Origin of the sequence: Halomonas citrativorans (assembly GCF_014898005.1) — a bacterium.
Taxonomy (GTDB): domain Bacteria; phylum Pseudomonadota; class Gammaproteobacteria; order Pseudomonadales; family Halomonadaceae; genus Vreelandella; species Vreelandella citrativorans.
In genome coordinates, this window is sequence record NZ_JABUYX010000018.1 from 11685 (window position 1) to 31896 (window position 20212).

The following is a 20212-nucleotide window of genomic DNA, read 5'->3' on the forward strand; positions in this document are numbered from 1 at the left end:
GGCATTAACCAATGAGCGACACCACACCTTCACCGCAGGATTTTGCGGCCACGGTTGACCAGCTGGAAACCATCGTAGAACGCCTGGAGTCAGGCGAGCTGTCATTGGAAGATGCGCTGGGCGCCTTTGAGCAGGGCGTACGGTTGACGCGCGATGCCCAGCAACGCTTGGACAGCGCCGAGCTAAAAGTCCGCGCGCTGAGCGAAGATAGCGAAGGCCGTTTAAACGTCACGCCGTTTGCTGATAGTGAATCGCCCAAGGATGCCACTGACGAGGGTAAGGAGACGCCCCCATGGTAGCGACCAATGCCCCCTCATTGACCGCCTTACGTCAAGCCAGCAATGCCCGGGTAGATGCCACGCTAAACGCGCTTTTTAACGATCACGCCGTGGTCCCGCGGCTTGATAACGCCATGCGCCACGGTCTTTTAGTCGGCGGTAAGCGCTTGCGCCCGCTGCTTGTCTATCTTGCTGGGCAGGCGCTGGGAGCACGCGAAGAAGACCTCGACGCCCCGGCCGCCGCCATTGAACTCATCCACGCCTACTCATTGATTCATGACGACTTGCCCGCCATGGATGACGATGATCTGCGCCGTGGCCAGCCGACCGTGCATATCGCCTATGATGAAGCGACCGCGATTCTGGCAGGCGACGCGCTACAAACCCTGGCCTTTGACGCGCTGGCACGCACCGCTCACCCGCGGCTTGGCAGCCTGATCACGACGCTTACCACGGCGTCTGGCCGTGAGGGCATGGTGGCAGGCCAAGCACTGGACTTGGCGGCTATCGGCGGCCACCCTGACGTGGACGCCCTGGCGCACATGCACGCTCATAAAACCGGTGCGCTGATTGTGGCGGCGGTGCGTATGGGCGGGCTGATTGCCGTTGACGAGAGCGACCCGCGTATAAACGCCCTGACTCGCTACGCGCGCGCCATTGGTCTAGCCTTCCAGATTCATGATGATGTCCTTGATGTGACGGGTGACACCATGACACTCGGCAAAACATCCGGCGCTGACGCTGCACGCGCCAAGCCGACGTATCCCAGCCTGTTGGGGCTGGAAGGCGCGCAACAAAAAGCGCGCACCCTGATTGACGAGGCCATTGCCGCTCTCGCCCCATTAGGCGAGCAAGCCGCCCCCTTGGCCGAATTAGCCCACTATATGATCGAGCGCGACCACTAGATGCCCATGAAGCTGTTCGACGAGATTCCCCGCGAGCGTCCGGCAACGCCGCTGCTCGACTCTTTTGATCACCCCGCTGCGCTGCGGGCCATGAATACCCAGCAGCTTGCCCAACTGGCTGACGAGCTGCGTGCCTACCTGCTTTATAGCGTGGGCGTTTCCGGCGGCCACTTTGGCGCAGGCTTGGGGGTAGTAGAACTGAGCGTGGCCCTGCACCACGCCTTTCATACGCCCAAGGACCGCCTGGTGTGGGATGTGGGCCATCAGGCTTATCCGCACAAGATTCTCACCGGCCGTCGTGAAGCGATGCTCAGCATTCGCCAGCACGGCGGCCTGGCGGCATTTCCGCGCCGCGCTGAATCCGAATACGACACCTTTGGCGTGGGCCACTCGAGCACCTCGATTTCCGCAGCGCTCGGCATGGCGCTGGCTGCCCAGGCCAAAGGCGATAATCGCCGCGTCTGTGCGATTATTGGTGATGGCGCGCTCACGGCGGGCATGGCTTTTGAAGCGCTGGCCCATGCCGGCCACGTCAACGCTAATATGCTGGTCGTGCTCAACGACAATGAGATGTCGATCTCGGAAAACGTCGGTGGCCTGGCGACGTACCTCGCCCGGATGATGTCAAGCAAACCCTATCTAAAAATGCGCGAAGAGGGCAAAAAAGTACTTTCTCATCTGCCAGGCGCATTGGAAATTGCCAAGCGCACCGAAGAGCACATGAAAGGCATGGTGAGCCCCGCCACGCTGTTCGAGGAAATGGGTTTTCACTACATCGGCCCGATTGACGGGCACGACCTTGAGGCACTGACCGAGACGCTGCGTAACCTGCGCGAGCTGGATGGCCCGCAGTTTCTGCATATCAAAACCTGCAAAGGCAAAGGCTTTTTACCCGCCGAGGCGGACCAGATTGGCTACCACGCCATCACCAAACTTGAGAAAGCCAGCGTGGCGCCCGCCCCGCCCTTCAAAGCGCCATCCGCCCCCAAGAGAAAGTACTGCAACGTATTCGGCGACTGGCTGTGCGATATGGCCGCGAGCGATTCACGCCTGATAGGGATTACCCCCGCCATGCGCGAAGGCTCCGACCTGATTCGTTTCTCCAAAGAGTACCCAGCTCGCTACTTTGATGTAGCCATTGCCGAACAGCACGCCGTGACGCTCGCGGCGGGCATGGCCTGCGAAGGCATGAAGCCGGTGGTGGCGATCTATTCAACATTTTTGCAGCGCGGCTATGACCAGCTCATTCATGACGTAGCGGTGCAGGAGCTGGACGTCACCTTTGCCATCGACCGGGCAGGGCTTGTGGGTGAAGACGGCCCCACTCACCACGGCAGCATGGATTTGTCCTTTTTACGCTGCGTACCCGGCATGGTCATCCTGGCACCTGCCGATGAAGCCGAGTGTCGCGCCATGTTGAGTGCGGCCTATTATCATCCCGGCCCTGCGGCAGTGCGTTACCCGCGCGGCACTGGCCCCGGCGTGGAAATTCCTGAGCACCTGGAATCGCTTCCGATTGGCAAGGCGGAGGTACGCCGTCAGTCACAAAGCGATGGCGTGCGCATTGCGCTACTCGCGTTTGGCAGCCTAAACACCGCAGCCGCTGAAGTTGCCGAAAAGCTCAACACCACGCATATCAATATGCGCTCTATCAAGCCGCTGGACCGCGACACGGTCCTCCACGCGGCCGACGAGCATGAGCTTCTAATAACGCTTGAAGAGAACGTCGTTGCAGGTGGCGCGGGAAGCGCTGTTAACGAACTGCTCAACGCTGAAGGTGTACAGGTAGAAGTGCTCAATCTCGGCCTGCCCGACGCATTTGTAGAGCACGGCACGCCGGATGAATTGCTGCGGGACTGTGGTCTGGACGCAGAAGGCATCGAAGCCGCCATTCGCCAGCGGCTGCCTTCACTCTCAAGTTAAAAGCAGCACCGCGACTGATCGACAAGCACCCTCAATAGCGAGATAAGCGCCGCTCTATTACGGGCGGCCATCGCAAAGCAAGTGCCAGACAATGGGCGCCAAGCCACCGGGAAAGAGATGCTGGTTTAAAAACCGAGTTCATCCAGCAAATCATCCACCTGGTCCTGCCCTGACACGGCATCCACTTTGCCTTCGCTTACCTGCGGGCCATTGCGCAGTTTGGCATGCTCATCGCGATTATCATCAATGTTCACCCCATCGGTGACGTTAGGAACATTGTCGACCAACACTTGAACAAGCTGCTCTTCAATTAGCTGGATAACCTCCATCATCTTCTTGATCACCTGACCGGTAAGATCCTGGAAGTCCTGAGCCATCATTATTTCAAGCAGCTCTTTCTGCGTAGACCCCGTGGCGGTCGGAAGCGAATCACTCAAATAGAGCTGCGTGTCCTTGATAAGCGATGGGTCGCTTTCTACAACGGCTAGAGCCGCCGCTGCCTGCCAGCGCGTATTAAGCGCGGCGCCCTCCTCCTCAAGCTTGTCTTGCACAGGTTGCGCGCGCTCAACGGCATTCAGTGCCCGCTCAGCCGCCTGTTCCGTCATTGAGGCCACATAGTTAAGCCGGTCATTGGCATCGGGTATGGCCTGCGCTGCCTGGCTGATCTGCTGATCCAGGCCCAGCTCCTTCATGCTATCCCGCAGCAGGCGGGTCAAGTGGCCTATACGATGCACCATCTCATCATTACTGTCTTTTTTACCCAGCACCGACGGCATGGTCGTGTCGTGGGCGTTGTTAACAGTGCTCATGACAATCCTCTTGTGGAAAAAACTTGTTGAATGTCGCTGTTGATGATCTGGTCACCATCAATATACGTATCCGCTATGGTTTTCAGACAGACAAGCGTTAAAGCCCGTTAACTATCTTCGGCGTACCCTCCTAAAACTTGAGCGTTTGCTTTATTTGAAAGCCCTTGTCTGGCGCTTTTAGACCTATTCAACGGATGGGATCACTCACGCAGCGCTAGCACGCGCCACCCAGCTTGGGAAAGAAGTAGTGCGAGGTGATCCCATGGCTGCCGTTATGCAGCATCTCAAGCGGCTTTTACCCCGTTCTCGAAGATCTCAAACCAGGAGTTCTATATCAGGGTCGCCCTATGTGCAGCCGGGGCAATCGAACCCATCGGGCTGATTGAGTTTAAACAGTGAACGGGCACGGGCGTTGGCCGCCTGCCGGGTTGTGATACTCAAAAACCCTGAGATCGTGTACCGTAGAGTTTTTTTGGGGCACTCGGGTGGAACGAGGGCATTGCGCTTCTCCAAACAAAAGGGCAGAAAGCCTGGCAACAAAAGTTAGCACGCTTTCTTTTACCGCCTTACGCAGCGAAAAACGCCGTTTGGTCAAGCGACAATAGCTGAAAATGCCGCCCTCAGCTGCAAACCCACGACTTCTGACGCTTAGAGAGAGCCATGTTACTACTGATTATATTTTTTGCCCTGGTGGGTTATGCCATCGGCGGCGCCACTGGCCTGTTAATTGGCGGTGTACTGGGCTGGTGGCTAGCACGACGCCTCGCCAAGCGGTTAAGAGAGGCGCGCATGCGCCTTCAGGAAGGCTTTTTAGAGTCGATTTTTTCCGTTATGGGCTGCCTTTGCCAGGCCGATGGCAAAGTGACCGAAGGCGAGCTTAGCGTTGCCGAAAAGCTGTTTGACCAGATGCATTTGCAGGGGGCGCAGCGGGCCAAGGCACGCGCTGCCTTTGAGCGAGGCCGTGCGGATAACTTTGATCTGGACGCTGAGCTTGCCAACGTCGGGCGCCTAACCCGCCATCAACCGGTTATGCGCCAGGTGTTTTTACAGGTTCAGCTGTCGGCTATCGCCGCTGACGGTGTCTTGCATCCTGAAGAGCATGAAATGATCGTGCGGGTAGCGCGGGGCATTGGCTGTAGTGAAGCAGAGGTACAGCAGATTGAAGCCATGCTGCATGGCGCAGCCGCCAACTCCCAAGGAGCCAGTGAAGAGGCACTTAAGGACGCCTACCGCGTGCTGGGTGTGAGTGAAGAGGCAAGCGATGCCGAGATCAAGAAAGCCTACCGTCGCTTAATGAGCCAAAACCATCCGGATAAGCTGGCCGGTAAAGGCTTGCCTGAAAGCATGCGTGAAGTGGCTCAGGCGCGCACCAGTGAAATCGGCAATGCCTACGAACGCATTCGCAAGGCGCGCGATAACCAAGCGTAAGCTGCTTATAAGATGAAGGTCAGTCCAAGAGCACGCTGCCCCGCAAAGGCCGCGTCCATCATCCTGCCAATATCGACATCCTGACACCAGGCCGCTAAATTGAAAGCGTCTTCTTTTCGCCAGCCTCGGCTGGCACCTTGTCAGGAGCGCGCCATGATCACGCTATACACCTACCCCCGCTCACGCTCGCTACGTGCCGCCTGGACGCTTGAAGAGCTGGGCCTTGAATACCAGTGCCAGCATGTTGCGTTGGAGAAAGGGGGAGGCCAAACCTCGGCGTATCTGGCACGTCATCCGGATGGCAAAGTACCGGTGCTGGAGGATGGCGAACTTACCCTGTTTGAATCGTCGGCCATTTGCCGCTACCTGGCCGAGCACTACGGTAACGGCAAACTACTGCCGACTAACGCCGCCGAGCGTGCCCAGGTCGACCAGTGGTTAAGCTTTATTGTGACCGAAGTCGAACAGCCGCTCTGGACCCAAGCCAAGCACACCTTTGCGCTACCTGAAGACAAACGCGTACCGGCCGTGATTCCTACCGCAGAGTGGGAGTTTCAGCGCGCATTGGGCGCTCTTGAACGCCGCTTTCAGGGCCAGGAAACGCTGCTTGGAGGCGATTTCACCTTGGCCGACCTGTTTCTCACCCATACGCTTTCCTGGGCCATTGGCATGCAGCATCGCCTGCCCGAGCCATTCTTGATCTACCACAAACGCCATACGCAGCGCCCGGGCCTGGCAAAAGCCGGTGAGCGCGAACAAGCTGCCGCTCAGTAAGCCAGCACCGCGTTTTACACCGTATGAGGCAGCACCGCTGCTACTACTGCAAAGTAGTGGCAGATGCTTCCTCCCACCACAAAGAGGTGCCAAATAGCGTGATTGTAGGGAATCGCACGCACGGCATAGAAAATTACGCCCACCGTATACGTAATGCCGCCCGCGGCCAGTAAGGCGATGCCGGTTACCGAGAGCTTCGCCGCCATTTCTTCTGATGCCAGCAGGATCATCCACCCCATCAGCAAATAAATAACCACGCGGAAAATCGACAGCCGCTGCGGCCACAGCAGCTTGCAGGTAATGCCTATCAGCGCCAGCGACCACACGGCGGCAAACAGTGCCCAGCCCGTTGGGCCGCGCATATTCACCAGTAAGAAAGGCGTATAGGTGCCTGCAATCAGCAAGTAAATCGCGCAGTGGTCCAACAGTTGAAAGCGCTGCTTCCAAAGCCGATGCGGGATACCGTGATAAAGCGTAGAAGCGGTATATAGCAATACCAGCGTCATGCCGTACAAGCCAAGGCTTGTCAGTTTCCAAGGGTCTACCTGAGCGGCAATGCTCGCCATGACCAGCAGTACCACTGCCCCAACAACGCTTAACAATGCGCCCACCCCATGGCTGATACTATGTAAGCGCTCTTCTAATGCACTGAACTCTTCAGACTTGACGCTGGCTGTGTGGCTCATATCCCCTCCACCGTGTGTTAACGGTCATGAGTAGCAGCGAACGACGCGGCTAACCTGGATAATAGAGTTCTGGATAATAGAGCCATCACCATAGCGCTGAAACATGACAAAACCCAAACACGGAAGGTACAGCGCTTGGGTTTTGTTTGGATGTTGATGAGCACCGTGAATAGGCAGTTAAATAAGTAGGTTAAATGGGAGGATAGGGCAGCGCGTTTCTATTCCACGGGGCGCTTCAAATCCTGCGGTGGCTGCAATCCGGCGTGATACCCGCCTGTAGGCGTGCCGCTTGGTTAAAGCTTGAGCCCAGCAGATATCCACGGCGGTCATCATGCCGGGCATAAAGTGATCGTAAAGATGAAGGTCGGAGCCGCAGATGGCGCAGCTGCTTACATTGATAATCGCGTCGCGGGGGTGTTCTATTTCGGGATCAGGAACTGTGTCATAGCGCACGTCGTTTTTGCCGTGCCAGCAAAGTGCTTTCATGATTGCTCCTCCTTACTCTTTTGCAGATAATTAGCATCCTGCTATGTATCAACACCGATCTGTACCAATATCGGTTTGTATCAACATAGCTCAGACGCTAGGCAAAAAAGTTTAAGAAAAAGCAATTTTTCGGGGTTTTAGCCGCATTAAAGCGTTATTTCAGCCCTTTCGCTCAATATCGACATCGCTTGCCTGGGTAAAATCACCCAGCGCCATCATATGGCCAAGCTTGCCTGCCTTGGTGGCAAGGTACTGTTCATTGTGTGGATTTAAACCAGTGGTGATGGGCAGCCGTTCGACCACATTGACGCCATCCCGGGTCAGCGCATCGACTTTACGCGGATTATTGGTCATCAGCTTAAGCGCGGTGACGCCCAAGTGGTTGAGCATCGGTACGCACAGGTCATAGCGGCGCATATCGGCGCCAAACCCGAGCTGTTCGTTGGCTTCTACCGTATCCGCCCCTTGGTCTTGCAGGTGATAGGCGCGAATCTTGTTGAGCAGCCCGATGCCGCGGCCTTCCTGGCGCAGGTAAAGCAGTACGCCGCGGCCCTCTTCGGCAATACGCTTAAGCGCTTCCTGCAGTTGATAGCCACAGTCGCAACGCATGGAGAATAGCGCATCGCCGGTCAGGCACTCGGAATGCACGCGCCCCAGTACCGGCGCGTCCCCCGTGAGGTCACCCAGCGTCAGGGCGATATGATCCTTACCGGTCGCGTTGTCTTCGAAACCGTGCATGGTAAACGTGGCCCAGGGAGAGGGCAGTTGGGAAGCAGCAATGAAGCGAATGGTCACAGGTTACCTCGCAGATTAACCAAACCAGTTAACCACAACAGTATGAGCAAAGTGGGCGGGTAGTTTATCAGGAAGCGAGCCATGCCTCACGGCTGTTACTCGCTAAAATTAAAGCAGAGAAGAGCAAGCGTGGTTCACCCTGTTCAGGCATATACATTTACCGCGCGTGGATTAAGATAGTACTACTCCACAGACAAGCCGTTTACCCGCAGCGTGATAACCGCTGAGACACCAGAATTTTCACCATCTGACGGAACATTATGCTGCTACTTATACTTATCACAGCGCCTTTTATCGCCAGCATAATGGCCGCATTAATGCCCGCCAATGCCCGTAATCGGGAAGCGTGGCTGGCGGGTGGCGTAACGCTTTTAGGGCTGCTGATTACCGGTTTTCTCTATACCCAGGTAGGCGCCGGGGAGGTTGTACGGAGTGAATTTGGCTGGCTACCCAGTGTCGGCCTAAACGTCGTATTGCGTATGGATGGCCTGGCCTGGTTATTTGCCATGCTGATCCAGGGTATCGGTTTGCTGGTGATTATCTATGCCCGCTACTACATGTCGCCTGCTGATCCCGTACCTCGCTTTTTTTCGTTTCTGCTCGCGTTTATGGGTTCAATGCTGGGGGTGGTGCTATCGGGCAACCTCATACAGCTGGTGCTGTTCTGGGAGTTAACCAGCATCACCTCGTTTTTGTTGATTGGCTATTGGCATCATCGCGCCGACGCCCGCCGCGGCGCACGCATGGCGTTCACCGTGACAGCAACCGGGGGGCTTTGTCTGCTGGTCGGTGTCTTGATGCTTGGCCATATGGTAGGCAGCTACTCGCTTGATGTTGTGTTGGCCTCGGGTGACCTCATCCGTAATCACGCGCTTTATCGGCCCATGCTGCTATTGGTCGCGTTAGGGGCGCTGACCAAAAGCGCGCAGTTCCCTTTTCACTTCTGGTTGCCGCATGCCATGGCAGCGCCAACACCGGTATCGGCGTTTTTGCACTCCGCCACCATGGTCAAGGCGGGCCTTTTTTTACTCATGCGGCTTTGGCCATCGCTGTCAGGAACGCCTGAGTGGAGCTGGATCATCATGGGGGCTGGCGTATGCACCATGTTGATTGGTGCCTTCACCGCTATTTTCCAACACGATTTGAAAGGCCTGCTGGCCTACTCAACCATCAGCCATCTGGGGTTGATTACCGTACTGCTGGGCATTGGCACCCCCTTGGCACTGGTAGCCGCGATTTTCCATACCGTTAACCATGCCACGTTTAAAGCCTCGCTTTTCATGGCCGCAGGCATTATTGACCATGAGACGGGCACCCGAGATATGCGCCACCTGCGCGGCCTTTATAAAGCGCTACCCTACACGTCCACGCTGGCAATCGTCGCCAGTGCGGCGATGGCCGGCGTCCCGTTTCTTAACGGGTTTATTTCCAAGGAGATGTTCTTTGCCGAAGCGCTAAGCGTTGGCTCCGCGCAAAACTGGGGGATGTCCATTGCGGCGGTGTTGATGGGGGTCTTTGGCGTTACGTATTCGCTTCGTTTTACCTACGTCTTCTTCGGCAAGCTGCCTGATGACTTGCCTCGCCAACCGCATGAGCCACCACGCTGGATGCGCTTTCCTGTCGAGTTTTTAGTGCTTTGCTGCCTAGTGGTGGGCATTATTCCAGGCCTGAGTATCGGCCCCTTCCTGAACGCCGCCGTTACCTCTGTATTAGGCGAGGCAACGCCCTACTACAGCCTCGCCGTTTGGCACGGTTTCAACCTGCCTTTGGCAATGAGTTTCGTCGCGTTAATCGGCGGTGTGGGGTTCTATATTTGGCTACGTGTCCGCTATGGGCTAATTCAAGCCACCCATGTGCCGTTGCTGGGGCGCTTTAACGGCAAGCAAGCCTACGAAAATACCATGCTGCGGATCTCATCCATCGCCTCTTTGCTGGAAAAAATACTCAGCACACGGCGCTTGCAGCCTCAGCTCTTGCTTATGGTGGTGATGCTTCTGGCGGCGCCCATTTTGCTGATACGCCCCATCTCGCTGCTTGCTCTGCCTGCCAATGGGGGATTTTCCTGGCTCTTTGCCGGGCTATGGCTGATGGGGGCAATTTGCGCTGTCGCGGCGGCCTGGCAGGCAAAATACCATCGCTTGGCAGCGCTTAGCCTGGTGGGCGGTGTGGGCATTATTACCAGCCTGTCGTTTTTGTGGCTATCGGCGCCCGACCTGGCGCTTACCCAACTAATGGTGGAAACCATTACCACGGTGCTGATCCTGCTGGGACTACGTTGGCTTCCCCCGCGTATCGCACCGCAGGAATTGAACATTACTACCACCAAACGCGCACTATTTCGCCGCTCACGCGATATCGTTATTGCGGTGTGTGCGGGGTTGGCAATGGCCTTGATCAGCTATACGGCACTGCTACGCACACCTTCAGAAGGCGGTATTTCTGACTTTTTCCTTACCCATGCCTTAAGTGAAGGCGGGGGAAGTAACGTGGTCAATGTGCTGCTGGTCGACTTCCGCAATTTCGATACGCTGGGCGAAATTGCGGTGTTGGCCATTGTCGCCTTGACCGTTTACGCACTGCTGCGGCGCTTTCGCCCCGCGCCTGAAAGCCTGCCCATTCCCGCTCAGCAGACCAACAGCGTTGATCCTGCAGCCGGGCAAACACCTGTCCAGCAAGTGGCAACAGGCTATCTCAAAATCCCCAGCGTCTATTTACGCTTGCTGCTGCCCGTGATGGGCGTCATCGCGGCCTACTTCTTTATTCGGGGCCATAACCTGCCCGGCGGCGGTTTCGTTGCCGGTTTGATCTTTGCGGTTGCGATTATTGTTCAATACATGCTGGCCGGTACGCAGTGGGTTGAAACGCATCTACGCCTACGCCCTCACCGCTGGATTGCATTTGGCCTACTGACGGCCTGCGCAACGGGCCTGGGCGCGTGGCTGCTGGGCTATCCTTTCCTGACCACCCACACCGCACACTTCACGCTTCCTGTGCTTGGCGAGGTGCACCTGCCGAGTGCATTCCTGTTTGATTTAGGTGTCTTTGGCGTGGTCGTTGGCTCCTCGATACTGATGCTTGTGGCGCTGGCACACCAATCTGTACGCAGCCACCGCTTACCCGCTACCACGGCGCCAGCGCCCCTCAACCCTCAACAGGAGACCCGCTAATGGAAGCTGTTATGGCCATGGCAATGGGCATCATGTTTGGCTCCGGGGTGTGGCTGCTGCTGCGTCCACGCACCTTTCAGGTCATTACGGGCTTATTGCTTATTTCGTATGCCGTTAATCTATTTATCTTCATCATGGGGCGTCTCTCCATCAATCAGCCCCCCTTAACGCTTGCCGAGGGCACTATTGACCCCGCTTTGTATGCCGACCCGATGCCCCAGGCGCTGGTCTTAACGGCTATCGTGATCGGCTTTGCCACCACAGCCCTTTATCTGGTGGTGATGATTGGTGCTCGCGGCCTTACCGGCACCGACCACGTTGATGGCAAGGAGCCCCATTGATGAGTCTTCCTTGGCTGCACCATTTAATGTTGGCACCTGTTTTACTGCCCTTGATATTCGGGGCAGGGCTGATCCTGGTGAATGAACGTCATCACCAAAAAAAGTTTTTTATTAACCTGGCCAGCACGCTGGCGATGCTGGCGACCTCTGTCGCACTGCTTTTGCTGGCGGACCACGAATACTGGCCCGATGGCATTGGCCTCTACCTCTCTGCTAACTGGACAGCCCCCTTTGGCATTGTCTTGTTGGTTGACCGGCTAACGGCGGTGATGCTGCTGCTTGCGTCAATATTGGCGAGCGCTTCTCTGATCTTTGCCATGATCCGCTGGAGCCGCATTGGTGTGCACTTTCACTCGTTATTCCAGTTTTTGTTAATGGGCATTAACGGGGCCTTTCTTACCAATGACCTGTTCAATCTGTTTGTGTTCTTCGAGGTCATGTTGGCGGCCTCGTATGGCTTGATACTGCATGGCTATAACAGCATGCGTATAAGAGCAGGCATGCAGTACATTGTGGTGAATTTGTTAGCGTCGTTTTTCTTCCTGATTGGCGTGGCCCTGATTTACGCGACGACCGGCACGCTAAACATGACCGACCTGGCGATGCGCTTGAGCATGCTATCGCCGGAAGACCTCATGTTGTTAAAAATTGGCGTGGTTATTCTGGCGTTAGCCTTTCTCACCAAAAGCGCCATGTGGCCACTGGGGTTCTGGCTGCCCACGACGTACTCGGCGGCCTCGCCGCCGGTGGCTGCCATGATGGTACTGATGACCAAAGTTGGCGTGTACGTGCTGATTCGGTTGTGGTTACTGCTGTTCTCGGAAGGCCCTGCCGCCGGTTTCGGCTTTGACCTGCTGCTCTGGGGAGGCCTTGTCACGCTTGCTTTCGGCACCATCGGTATTCTTGCAAGCCAGGAACCTGGCCGCATGGCAGGCTATGCGGCGGTCATCTCATCAGGCACGCTGCTGGCCGCCGTTGGTTATGGCCAACCGGCGCTTATCAACGTGGCGCTGTTTTACTTGATCAGCTCGACACTGGCAGTTGCCGCGTTTTTGCTGCTGATAGAGTTAATTGAGCGTATCCGCACACCGGGAGCCGCGATGCTGGCATTAACCATGGAGGCTTTCGCGGTGGAGGATAAGCCGGAGGAGCCCGTCGGCAAGGCGATCCCTGGCGCGCTGGCCTTTTTGGGGCTGGCCTTCGCCTGCTGCGCCCTGATTATTACCGGGCTGCCGCCGCTGTCAGGGTTTATCGCCAAATTCAGTCTTTTTCATAGGCTGTTGAATCCTACCGACCTGCTGATTGAGCGGGGAATCGTCACTTGGGTCGTTATTGCGCTGGTCGTACTTTCCGGGTTGGCAGGCATTATTTCGTTAATGCGTTTTGGGGTACGGACCTTCTGGGCTGTCCAGAACCCGGTCGCGCCTCATCTGCAGCGCTCCGAAGTCATGCCTGTCATCACCCTGCTACTGGCCTGCCTGCTGCTCACCGTTCAAGCAGGCCCGACGATGGCGTATCTGGAGCGCAGTACAGAAGCGCTCAACCAGTCTGAGGTCTATTTGAACCGTCTAGGATCAACCGCTGCGGTGGGCGGTACGTTCGGGGAGTCGGACCAATGACGCTGCGCTGGCTTCCCTCTCCTGCCTTATCGGGCGCCTTGTTAATCATGTGGCTACTGCTGAATCAAAGCACTGCGCCTGCACAGGTGTTGCTGGGCAGTGTCCTGGCCATTGCCGCACCGCTGCTCGCCAGACCACTGCGCCCACTCGCCCCAGCACCACTGCGTAAACCGCTGGTGTTGGCACGCCTGCTGTTTATGTCGATGATCGAAATCATACGCTCCTGCTTTAACGTCAGCCGCATCATCTTGTTCAATGCCAAGGGTGTAAAATCACAGTTCGTCCGAGTGCCACTGGATCTTAAAGACCCGTACGGCCTGGCGTTGCTTTCGTGCCTGATCAATTCAACTCCCGGCACCGTGTGGGTAGAACAGCTGCCAGACTCTAATGATTTGGCGCTGCATGTGTTTGACCTTCACGATGAACAGTGGTGGATCGACACGATTAAAACGCGCTACGAACAGCCATTAATCGAGATCTTTGAACATGAATAAAAGGCGTTCTGTATGACTACGCTGCTCTCTCTGGCAATTAATATCACGCTACTTAGCGTCTTGTTAGCCATGCTGCTGTGTACGGTGCGCTTACTGCGAGGGCCAACCGCGCAAGACCGTGTACTGGCACTCGATACACTATGGATGTGTGCCATGCTGTTTGCCCTGGCGCTGGGCATCCGGTTTGGCAGCGTGATCTATTTTGAGGCCGCGATGCTGATTGCCCTGACGGGCTTTGTATCAACCATCGCGCTTACCAAATTTCTTATGCGTGGCGAGGTAATTGAATGAACCCACAGCTGGAGTCACTACCGCTATGGGCCAGCCTGCCCATTACCCTGCTATTGCTACTTGGAAGCGCGATTGTACTGATCGGTGCATTGGGCCTTGTTAGACTGCCGCACTTCTTCCAGCGCATTCACGGCCCCGCCATTACGATCACGCTAGGCACCGGCTCTATTCTGATTGCCTCCATGATCTACTTCTCGGCGCTACAGTCACGGCTAGTGATTCATGAGCTATTGATCACTGCCTTTGTGATGCTCACTGCACCGGTGGTGGCCATGCTGCTGATGCGCACCGCTGTTTATCGTGACCTGCGTGCTCGTGACCGCCGCCCAACCGTTAGCGCGAACGAGAGCAAGACAACGACCGAGGTTTATCCCTTTTCCGCGAAGGAAGAGCCGTAGCTTCGTGCCACGCCGGCCTCTGCGTAGCGGATAGGTTTGGGCACGTTTTACACGTCGGCATGCCGCTTAGTTGGGCGTTCTCAAGTACACTCTCACCTCTGCCTTAAGGTTTAGAGACCCGAGCCAAGCGCCTTTTCAATCATGTTTCAAGTAAAGTATCAGCACTGGTTTGTATACCCTTTAAAATACACTACAGGTAAATTTCCCAAGGGCACGTGTTTATGACTTCCACACCGTTGCAAAATGATCGTTTTCTCCGCGCCCTAGCGCGCCAGCCCGTTGACCGCACGCCGGTATGGATGATGCGTCAGGCAGGCCGCTATCTGCCTGAGTATCGTGAGCGCCGCGCCGATGCGGGCAGTTTTATGGACCTGTGTCGCAACCAGGACCTGGCCTGCGAAGTAACACTTCAGCCGCTGGAGCGTTACCCGCTGGATGCGGCGATTCTGTTTTCAGATATTTTGACGATCCCCGATGCCATGGGTCTGGGGCTCTATTTTGAAACCGGTGAAGGCCCCAAGTTTCGCAAGACCGTGCGCACCCCGGAAGAAGTAGCGGCGCTAAGCGTGCCCAACGCCGAGCGCGACCTGGACTACGTCATGCGTGCGGTATCGACCATTCGCCGCGAGCTGAACGGGCGTATGCCGCTGATCGGCTTCTCGGGAAGCCCCTGGACGCTGGCAACCTACATGGTGGAGGGCGGTTCCAGCAAAGACTTCCGTCATCTGAAAACCATGCTTTACGATACGCCAGACACCATGCATCAACTGCTGGATACCTTGGCGCAGTCGGTGACCGATTACCTGAACGCGCAGATCCGCGCAGGCGCCCAGGCGGTGCAGATCTTCGATACCTGGGGCGGAGCGCTTTCCACCCCCGCGTACCTGGAGTTCTCGCTACGCTATATGGAGCAAATTGTTTCCGGGCTGATCCGCGAGCACGACGGACGCCGCGTACCGGTAATTCTATTCACCAAAAACGGCGGCCAGTGGCTTGAAGACATCGCCTGCGCTGGTGCTGATGCACTGGGTATCGACTGGTCGACCGAGCTCTCCAGCGCCCGCGCCCGTGTGGGCCACAAGGTTGCGCTTCAGGGCAACCTCGACCCCAACGTGCTGTTTGCACGCCCGTCGGCGATTCGTGCCGAAGTCGCCCGCGTGCTGGAAAGCTACGGCCACGGTCCGGGGCATGTTTTCAACCTGGGCCACGGCATCAGCCAGTTTACCAACCCGGATAACGTCACCGCCTTTATGGAAGCGCTGCACGAGTTAAGCCCGCAGTATCACCAAGGCACTCCTACCCACTCCGACACCCCTTCCTCAGGAGCCAATTGATGAGCGAATTACGCGACGACCAGTGGTTTACCGAAGTGTTTGATAGCCACGGCAGCGCCTTCTCGCTGAAGATCTCTGAAAAGCTGTTGGATGTGCAGAGTGAGTACCAGCACTTGGAAGTATACGCTACCGAGACCTACGGCAACCTGATGGTGCTGGACGGCTGCGTGATGCTCACCGACCGCGACAACTTCCTGTATCACGAAATGATCGCCCACCCGGCACTGTTTACTCATCCGGCGCCCAAGCGCGTGGTGATTATCGGCGGCGGCGACTGCGGCACACTGAAAGAAGTGCTGCGTCACCCGGGCGTTGAAAAAGTCACCCAGATCGATATCGATGAAGAAGTCACCAAGGCCTCCGAGCGTTTCTTCCCGGCACTGGTGGAAGCCAACGACGACCCACGCGCCGAGCTGCTGTTCGCCGACGGTGTGAAGTGGGTAGATGACGCTGCCGATGAAAGCATCGACGTGCTGATTATCGACTCTACCGACCCGGTCGGCCCCGCCGAAGGGTTGTTCAAGACTGACTTCCTTAAGCGCTGCCACCGCATTCTGAAAGCCGATGGCGTGATGGTGCAGCAGAGCGAATCACCGCTTTATCACAGTGGCTCGATTATTCGTGAGCTGCGCCATGACATGCGCGAAGCGGGCTTTGCCAGTGTCGCCACGTTGCCCTTCCCCCAGCCGGTTTATCCTTCCGGCTGGTGGAGCGTGACGCTTGCCGGTAAAGGCACCAACGTGGAAACCTTCCGCGAAGAGGCTGCCGCTAGTCACGAAATGCCGCTACAGTACTACACAGTGGATGCCCACCGGGGCGCCCTGGCGTTGCCACCGTTCATGCGTAAAGCGTTCAGCTGACGTTTATTTGAATAGCACGCCAGCAAGCGATGAGGCCGGGCACTGCTCGGCCTTTTTTGTGTCACCACGTTAAGGAACCAACAATGAAAACCCTTAAATGGATAAGCATTGGCGCGTGCGCCCTGGTCCCGACGGTTGCCTTGGGCACCACATTAGAAACCGTTCAATCCCGCGATAGCGTACGCTGCGGGGTGAACGCCGCCCAGCCCGGCTTCTCCTCACTGGACGATAACGATACGTATCGCGGCCTGGATACCGATGTCTGCCGCGCGATTGCCGCGGCGGCATTAGGCGATGCCAGCAAGGTTGATTTCGTACCGCTCGATTCGGTGGAGCGTTTTACCGCCCTGCAATCCGGCGAAGTGGATCTGCTCTCCCGCACGACGACCTGGAGCTCTAGCCGCGATACCACCCAAGGTATGCACTTTACCGGGGTGAGCTATTACGATGGCCAAGCATTCATGGTCGCAAGCGACCTGGGCGTGCAAAGTGCCGAAGACCTGGACGGCGCGGCGGTGTGCACGCAGTCAGGCACGACCAGCGAGCTGAACCTTTCAGACTATTTCCGTGTTAACGACATGCACTATGACGCAGTGGTGTTTGATTCTCCCGAACAGTCGATTGCCGGTTTTGAAGCCGGGCGCTGCGACGTCTTAAGCTCCGATGCTTCTCAGTTGTATGCCCAACGCATGCAGCTTGCCAACCCCGACATGGCGGTAGTGCTGCCCGAGATTATTTCCAAGGAACCGCTTGGCCCCGCCGTACGCCAGGGCGATGACCAGTGGTTCAATATCGTAAAATGGTCGCTGTTTGCCATGCTCAACGCTGAAGAACTGGGTGTCTCAAGCACCAATATTGATGAACACGCGGATTCCGATAATCCAGATATTGCCCGCCTGCTGGGCCAGGACGGCAGTTTTGGTGAAGGCATGGGACTTAATGACGACTGGGCTTACCAAATCGTCAAACAGGTGGGCAACTACGCCGAAATGTATGATCGCAACGTGGGCGTGGACTCTAACTTCAATATTACCCGTGGTTTAAATGCTCTGTGGCGCGATGGCGGCATTCAGTACGCCCCGCCCATTCGCTAGGGCTTACCGGTCAGCACTCTGCCATCAACCATCGGTTGTCGCACCAAAACAGCGCATGCGGCAACCGTTTCTATTTTTTTGCACCTAAACTTTCGTAGAAGCAGAATCATTTTGCGTTGAAAAGCGCTGAATTTGGCGTTGTACCCACATTGGCATCTTCCTTGCTAGCTTTATATGTCATGCCTTCGCATGCATAACAATATTAATTGAGGAAGGGAATTACCATGTTGAACAAGAAACACTGGGTATTACTGGCCTCTGCAGGCGCCATCACACTGACAGGCGCCACTAACGCTAACGCAGCAACACTTGAAGAAACCATTGAACGTGGAGCCGTGCAGTGTGGCGTCAGCGACGGTTTGCCAGGCTTTTCGGCACCCGATGGTGATGGCAACTGGCAAGGGCTGGATGTCGATGTTTGCCGTGCGGTCGCCGCTGCCGTGCTGGGTGATGCAGATGCCGTCAATTACATCTCTCTCAATGCCGTTGAGCGTTTCACTGCGCTGCAGTCTGGCGAAGTCGATTTGCTTTCTCGTAACACGACCTGGACCACCACCCGCGATACCACGCTGGGTCTGAACTTCGCAGGCGTCAACTTCTATGACGGTATCGGCTTTATGGTTAGCCGTGACCTGGGCATCGGCGGTGCTGATGAGCTGGACGGTGCGGCGATCTGTATCCAAACGGGCACCACCACCGAACTTAACGTGGCCGATTACTTCCGCGCCAACGATATGGAATTTGATCCTATCGTGTTTGATACCTCAGAGCAGACCGTGGGCGGCTTCCAGGCTGGCCGCTGTGACGTTCTAACCTCGGATACTTCTCAGTTGGCGGCGCTGCGCATTCAGTTAGATGATCCGGATGGCGCCGTCATTCTGCCCGATATCATTTCCAAGGAGCCGCTGGGCCCGGTAGTTCGCCAGGGCGATGACACCTGGTTCAACATCGTGAAATGGTCACTGTTTGCCATGCTCAATGCTGAAGAGTACGGCGTGACCAGTGAAAACGTAGAGGAAATGACCAGCTCCGAAAACCCCGACATCGCCCGCCTGCTTGGCCAGGACGGTAACTACGGTGAAGGCATGGGGCTTGACGCTGACTGGGCTTACAACATTATTAGCCAGGTCGGTAACTATGCCGAAAGCTTTGAGCGCAACGTTGGCATGGACTCACCGCTTGAGATTGAACGCGGTGCCAACGCGCTATGGAACCAGGGTGGTTTCCAGTACGCTCCGCCGATTCGCTAAGCATCTCGCTTGACCCGGCCCGTCGCGCTTAGCAGATGAGTGCCGACGGGCCATTTGATTGACCTTCCGTGTAGCGGAGACGCCACCCATGTCCGTAAGACCCAACACTCGCCCCGCTGGCCACAAGCCACCGTTTTGGCGAGACCGTGCCAAACGCGCACTTGTTTTTCAGCTGCTTTTAACGGCAGCCGTTGTCGTATTTTTGCTGTATATCGTCGGCAATACTCAGGACAACCTATCCGCCCGGGGTATCACCACCGGTTTTGGCTTTTTAAATAACACCGCAGGCTTTGGTATCGTACAAAGCCTGATCGACTACTCCTCTCAGGATACCTACGGCCGCACCTTTTTGGTGGGCTTGCTCAATACGCTATTGGTCGGCGCCTTGGGTGTGGTGGCCGCGACGCTGATTGGCTTTATTGTCGGCATTGCTCGCCTGTCGCCCAACTGGCTACTGGCACGCCTGGCCACCGCCTATATCGAAACTTTCCGCAATATCCCGTTACTGCTACAGATTTTTTTCTGGTACTTCGCCGTGCTGCGCACGCTACCCAGTGCAAGGGACAGCCTCTCGTTTGGCGAGGTTGTTTTTCTTAACGTGCGCGGTCTGTATCTGCCTGAGCCGCTTTTTGAGTCAGGCTTTGGGATGATCCCAGCGACCTTTATCGTCGCGATTATCGCCAGTATTGCACTGTGTGTGTGGAACAAGCGCCGCCAAGAGGCAACCGGTAAACGGATCCCTGCCGGGTGGATATCGCTGGTACTGATTCTGGGTCTGCCACTGCTGATTACGGTCGCCACCGGCGTACCGATCACTTGGGATGTTCCGGAACTGCGCGGCTTTAACTTCCGCGGTGGCTTTACCGTGATTCCGGAATTTCTGGCGCTGTGGCTGGCGCTTTCCATCTATACCGCTGCGTTCATTGCTGAAATTGTCCGCTCGGGCATCCAGGCCATTTCCCACGGCCAAACCGAAGCCGCCCAAGCGCTGAGCCTGCCGCGTAACCTGGTGTTGCGCCTAGTGGTCATTCCGCAGGCACTGCGGGTCATTATCCCGCCACTCACCAGCCAGTACTTGAACCTGATCAAGAACTCCTCGCTTGCCACGGCCATCGGCTACCCCGACCTGGTATCCGTGTTTGCGGGCACCACGCTGAATCAAACGGGGCAGGCCATTGAGGTGATCGCCATGACCATGGCGGTGTATCTGACGATCAGCCTGCTGGTTTCCATGTTCATGAACTGGTTCAACGCCCGCGTAGCGTTGGTTGAGCGCTAGG

General features: G+C 56.5%; 20 protein-coding genes. 16 read left to right on the forward strand and 4 right to left on the reverse strand.

Annotated features, from left to right (window positions below; all coding sequences use genetic code 11):
* Positions 1 to 11 precede the first annotated feature (11 nt).
* The 3 genes from INT20_RS13865 to dxs are packed head-to-tail and all read left to right on the forward strand — an operon-like array spanning position 12 to position 3106.
* Entirely contained in the window at positions 12 to 299 is a 288-nt protein-coding gene (locus tag INT20_RS13865; protein ID WP_172116926.1) for an exodeoxyribonuclease VII small subunit, read from the forward strand.
* Positions 293 to 1183: a (2E,6E)-farnesyl diphosphate synthase gene (gene ispA, locus INT20_RS13870; RefSeq protein ID WP_193057126.1), complete on the forward strand. Its 891-nt coding sequence runs from the start codon at positions 293 to 295 to the stop codon at positions 1181 to 1183. Before INT20_RS13865 ends, ispA begins: the two co-directional genes overlap by 7 nt.
* Complete coding sequence (gene dxs, locus INT20_RS13875) at positions 1184 to 3106, forward strand: 1-deoxy-D-xylulose-5-phosphate synthase (protein ID WP_193057127.1); 1923 nt, start codon at positions 1184 to 1186, stop codon at positions 3104 to 3106.
* A 125-nt stretch (positions 3107 to 3231) separates the two neighbouring features.
* Here dxs and cheZ read toward each other — a convergent pair whose 3' ends face one another.
* Entirely contained in the window at positions 3232 to 3915 is a 684-nt protein-coding gene (cheZ, locus tag INT20_RS13880) for a protein phosphatase CheZ (RefSeq protein WP_192527760.1), read from the reverse strand.
* A 660-nt stretch (positions 3916 to 4575) separates the two neighbouring features.
* On the opposite strand from cheZ, the gene djlA reads away from it, so the two are divergent.
* A complete protein-coding gene (gene djlA, locus INT20_RS13885; RefSeq protein WP_172116922.1) occupies positions 4576 to 5343 on the forward strand; it encodes a co-chaperone DjlA in 768 nt (255 codons plus the stop codon).
* A 153-nt stretch (positions 5344 to 5496) separates the two neighbouring features.
* Positions 5497 to 6117: a glutathione S-transferase family protein gene (locus INT20_RS13890; protein WP_172116921.1), complete on the forward strand. Its 621-nt coding sequence runs from the start codon at positions 5497 to 5499 to the stop codon at positions 6115 to 6117.
* A 14-nt stretch (positions 6118 to 6131) separates the two neighbouring features.
* Here the strand turns inward: INT20_RS13890 and trhA are convergent, their stop codons facing one another.
* The 3 genes from trhA to ribA all read right to left on the reverse strand — a co-directional run bounded on the left by trhA (position 6132) and on the right by ribA (position 8084).
* The gene (gene trhA / locus INT20_RS13895; protein ID WP_172116920.1) at positions 6132 to 6803 is read right to left on the reverse strand and encodes a PAQR family membrane homeostasis protein TrhA; all 672 of its coding nucleotides are present in this window, start codon (positions 6801 to 6803) and stop codon (positions 6132 to 6134) included.
* 177 nt (positions 6804 to 6980) lie between these two features.
* Positions 6981 to 7289, reverse strand: coding sequence for a hypothetical protein (locus INT20_RS18385; RefSeq protein ID WP_226912183.1), 309 nt, complete (start codon positions 7287 to 7289; stop codon positions 6981 to 6983).
* 159 nt (positions 7290 to 7448) lie between these two features.
* Positions 7449 to 8084 (reverse strand): GTP cyclohydrolase II, encoded by a 636-nt coding sequence (ribA, locus tag INT20_RS13905; RefSeq protein WP_193057128.1) that lies wholly within the window; start codon positions 8082 to 8084, stop codon positions 7449 to 7451.
* A 260-nt stretch (positions 8085 to 8344) separates the two neighbouring features.
* Between ribA and INT20_RS13910 the strand changes: the two genes are divergently transcribed.
* The 11 genes from INT20_RS13910 to INT20_RS13960 all read left to right on the forward strand — a co-directional run bounded on the left by INT20_RS13910 (position 8345) and on the right by INT20_RS13960 (position 20211).
* Positions 8345 to 11251 (forward strand): monovalent cation/H+ antiporter subunit A, encoded by a 2907-nt coding sequence (locus INT20_RS13910; RefSeq protein ID WP_193057129.1) that lies wholly within the window; start codon positions 8345 to 8347, stop codon positions 11249 to 11251.
* A complete protein-coding gene (locus tag INT20_RS13915) occupies positions 11251 to 11592 on the forward strand; it encodes a Na+/H+ antiporter subunit C (RefSeq protein WP_172116917.1) in 342 nt (113 codons plus the stop codon). The genes INT20_RS13910 and INT20_RS13915 overlap by 1 nt, the downstream gene beginning before the upstream one ends.
* Positions 11592 to 13211: a monovalent cation/H+ antiporter subunit D gene (locus INT20_RS13920; protein ID WP_193057130.1), complete on the forward strand. Its 1620-nt coding sequence runs from the start codon at positions 11592 to 11594 to the stop codon at positions 13209 to 13211. The genes INT20_RS13915 and INT20_RS13920 overlap by 1 nt, the downstream gene beginning before the upstream one ends.
* Complete coding sequence (locus tag INT20_RS13925) at positions 13208 to 13705, forward strand: Na+/H+ antiporter subunit E (RefSeq protein ID WP_193054088.1); 498 nt, start codon at positions 13208 to 13210, stop codon at positions 13703 to 13705. Before INT20_RS13920 ends, INT20_RS13925 begins: the two co-directional genes overlap by 4 nt.
* A 12-nt stretch (positions 13706 to 13717) precedes the next feature.
* Positions 13718 to 13996, forward strand: coding sequence for a K+/H+ antiporter subunit F (locus INT20_RS13930; protein WP_087110601.1), 279 nt, complete (start codon positions 13718 to 13720; stop codon positions 13994 to 13996).
* Positions 13993 to 14394, forward strand: coding sequence for a monovalent cation/H(+) antiporter subunit G (gene mnhG, locus INT20_RS13935; RefSeq protein WP_193057131.1), 402 nt, complete (start codon positions 13993 to 13995; stop codon positions 14392 to 14394). Before INT20_RS13930 ends, mnhG begins: the two co-directional genes overlap by 4 nt.
* A gap of 221 nt (positions 14395 to 14615) precedes the next feature.
* Positions 14616 to 15728, forward strand: coding sequence for a uroporphyrinogen decarboxylase (gene hemE, locus INT20_RS13940; RefSeq protein WP_193057132.1), 1113 nt, complete (start codon positions 14616 to 14618; stop codon positions 15726 to 15728).
* Entirely contained in the window at positions 15728 to 16588 is an 861-nt protein-coding gene (speE, locus tag INT20_RS13945; protein ID WP_172116912.1) for a polyamine aminopropyltransferase, read from the forward strand. The genes hemE and speE overlap by 1 nt, the downstream gene beginning before the upstream one ends.
* Positions 16589 to 16671: 83 nt before the next feature.
* Positions 16672 to 17682, forward strand: a complete 1011-nt coding sequence (locus INT20_RS13950; protein WP_193057133.1) for an amino acid ABC transporter substrate-binding protein — start codon at positions 16672 to 16674, stop codon at positions 17680 to 17682.
* 224 nt (positions 17683 to 17906) lie between these two features.
* Positions 17907 to 18932 (forward strand): amino acid ABC transporter substrate-binding protein, encoded by a 1026-nt coding sequence (locus INT20_RS13955; RefSeq protein WP_193054093.1) that lies wholly within the window; start codon positions 17907 to 17909, stop codon positions 18930 to 18932.
* 88 nt (positions 18933 to 19020) lie between these two features.
* A complete protein-coding gene (locus tag INT20_RS13960; RefSeq protein ID WP_172116909.1) occupies positions 19021 to 20211 on the forward strand; it encodes an amino acid ABC transporter permease in 1191 nt (396 codons plus the stop codon).
* Position 20212 lies beyond the last annotated feature (1 nt).

Coding starts and splice junctions, on each gene's coding strand:
- INT20_RS13865 (WP_172116926.1), top strand. CDS start 12: ATGAGCGACACCACACCTTCACCGCAGGATTTTGCGGCCACGGTTGAC.
- ispA (WP_193057126.1), top strand. CDS start 293: ATGGTAGCGACCAATGCCCCCTCATTGACCGCCTTACGTCAAGCCAGC.
- dxs (WP_193057127.1), top strand. CDS start 1,184: ATGCCCATGAAGCTGTTCGACGAGATTCCCCGCGAGCGTCCGGCAACG.
- cheZ (WP_192527760.1), bottom strand. CDS start 3,915: ATGAGCACTGTTAACAACGCCCACGACACGACCATGCCGTCGGTGCTG.
- djlA (WP_172116922.1), top strand. CDS start 4,576: ATGTTACTACTGATTATATTTTTTGCCCTGGTGGGTTATGCCATCGGC.
- INT20_RS13890 (WP_172116921.1), top strand. CDS start 5,497: ATGATCACGCTATACACCTACCCCCGCTCACGCTCGCTACGTGCCGCC.
- trhA (WP_172116920.1), bottom strand. CDS start 6,803: ATGAGCCACACAGCCAGCGTCAAGTCTGAAGAGTTCAGTGCATTAGAA.
- INT20_RS18385 (WP_226912183.1), bottom strand. CDS start 7,289: ATGAAAGCACTTTGCTGGCACGGCAAAAACGACGTGCGCTATGACACA.
- INT20_RS13910 (WP_193057129.1), top strand. CDS start 8,345: ATGCTGCTACTTATACTTATCACAGCGCCTTTTATCGCCAGCATAATG.
- INT20_RS13915 (WP_172116917.1), top strand. CDS start 11,251: ATGGAAGCTGTTATGGCCATGGCAATGGGCATCATGTTTGGCTCCGGG.
- INT20_RS13920 (WP_193057130.1), top strand. CDS start 11,592: ATGAGTCTTCCTTGGCTGCACCATTTAATGTTGGCACCTGTTTTACTG.
- INT20_RS13925 (WP_193054088.1), top strand. CDS start 13,208: ATGACGCTGCGCTGGCTTCCCTCTCCTGCCTTATCGGGCGCCTTGTTA.
- INT20_RS13930 (WP_087110601.1), top strand. CDS start 13,718: ATGACTACGCTGCTCTCTCTGGCAATTAATATCACGCTACTTAGCGTC.
- mnhG (WP_193057131.1), top strand. CDS start 13,993: ATGAACCCACAGCTGGAGTCACTACCGCTATGGGCCAGCCTGCCCATT.
- hemE (WP_193057132.1), top strand. CDS start 14,616: ATGACTTCCACACCGTTGCAAAATGATCGTTTTCTCCGCGCCCTAGCG.
- speE (WP_172116912.1), top strand. CDS start 15,728: ATGAGCGAATTACGCGACGACCAGTGGTTTACCGAAGTGTTTGATAGC.
- INT20_RS13950 (WP_193057133.1), top strand. CDS start 16,672: ATGAAAACCCTTAAATGGATAAGCATTGGCGCGTGCGCCCTGGTCCCG.
- INT20_RS13955 (WP_193054093.1), top strand. CDS start 17,907: ATGTTGAACAAGAAACACTGGGTATTACTGGCCTCTGCAGGCGCCATC.
- INT20_RS13960 (WP_172116909.1), top strand. CDS start 19,021: ATGTCCGTAAGACCCAACACTCGCCCCGCTGGCCACAAGCCACCGTTT.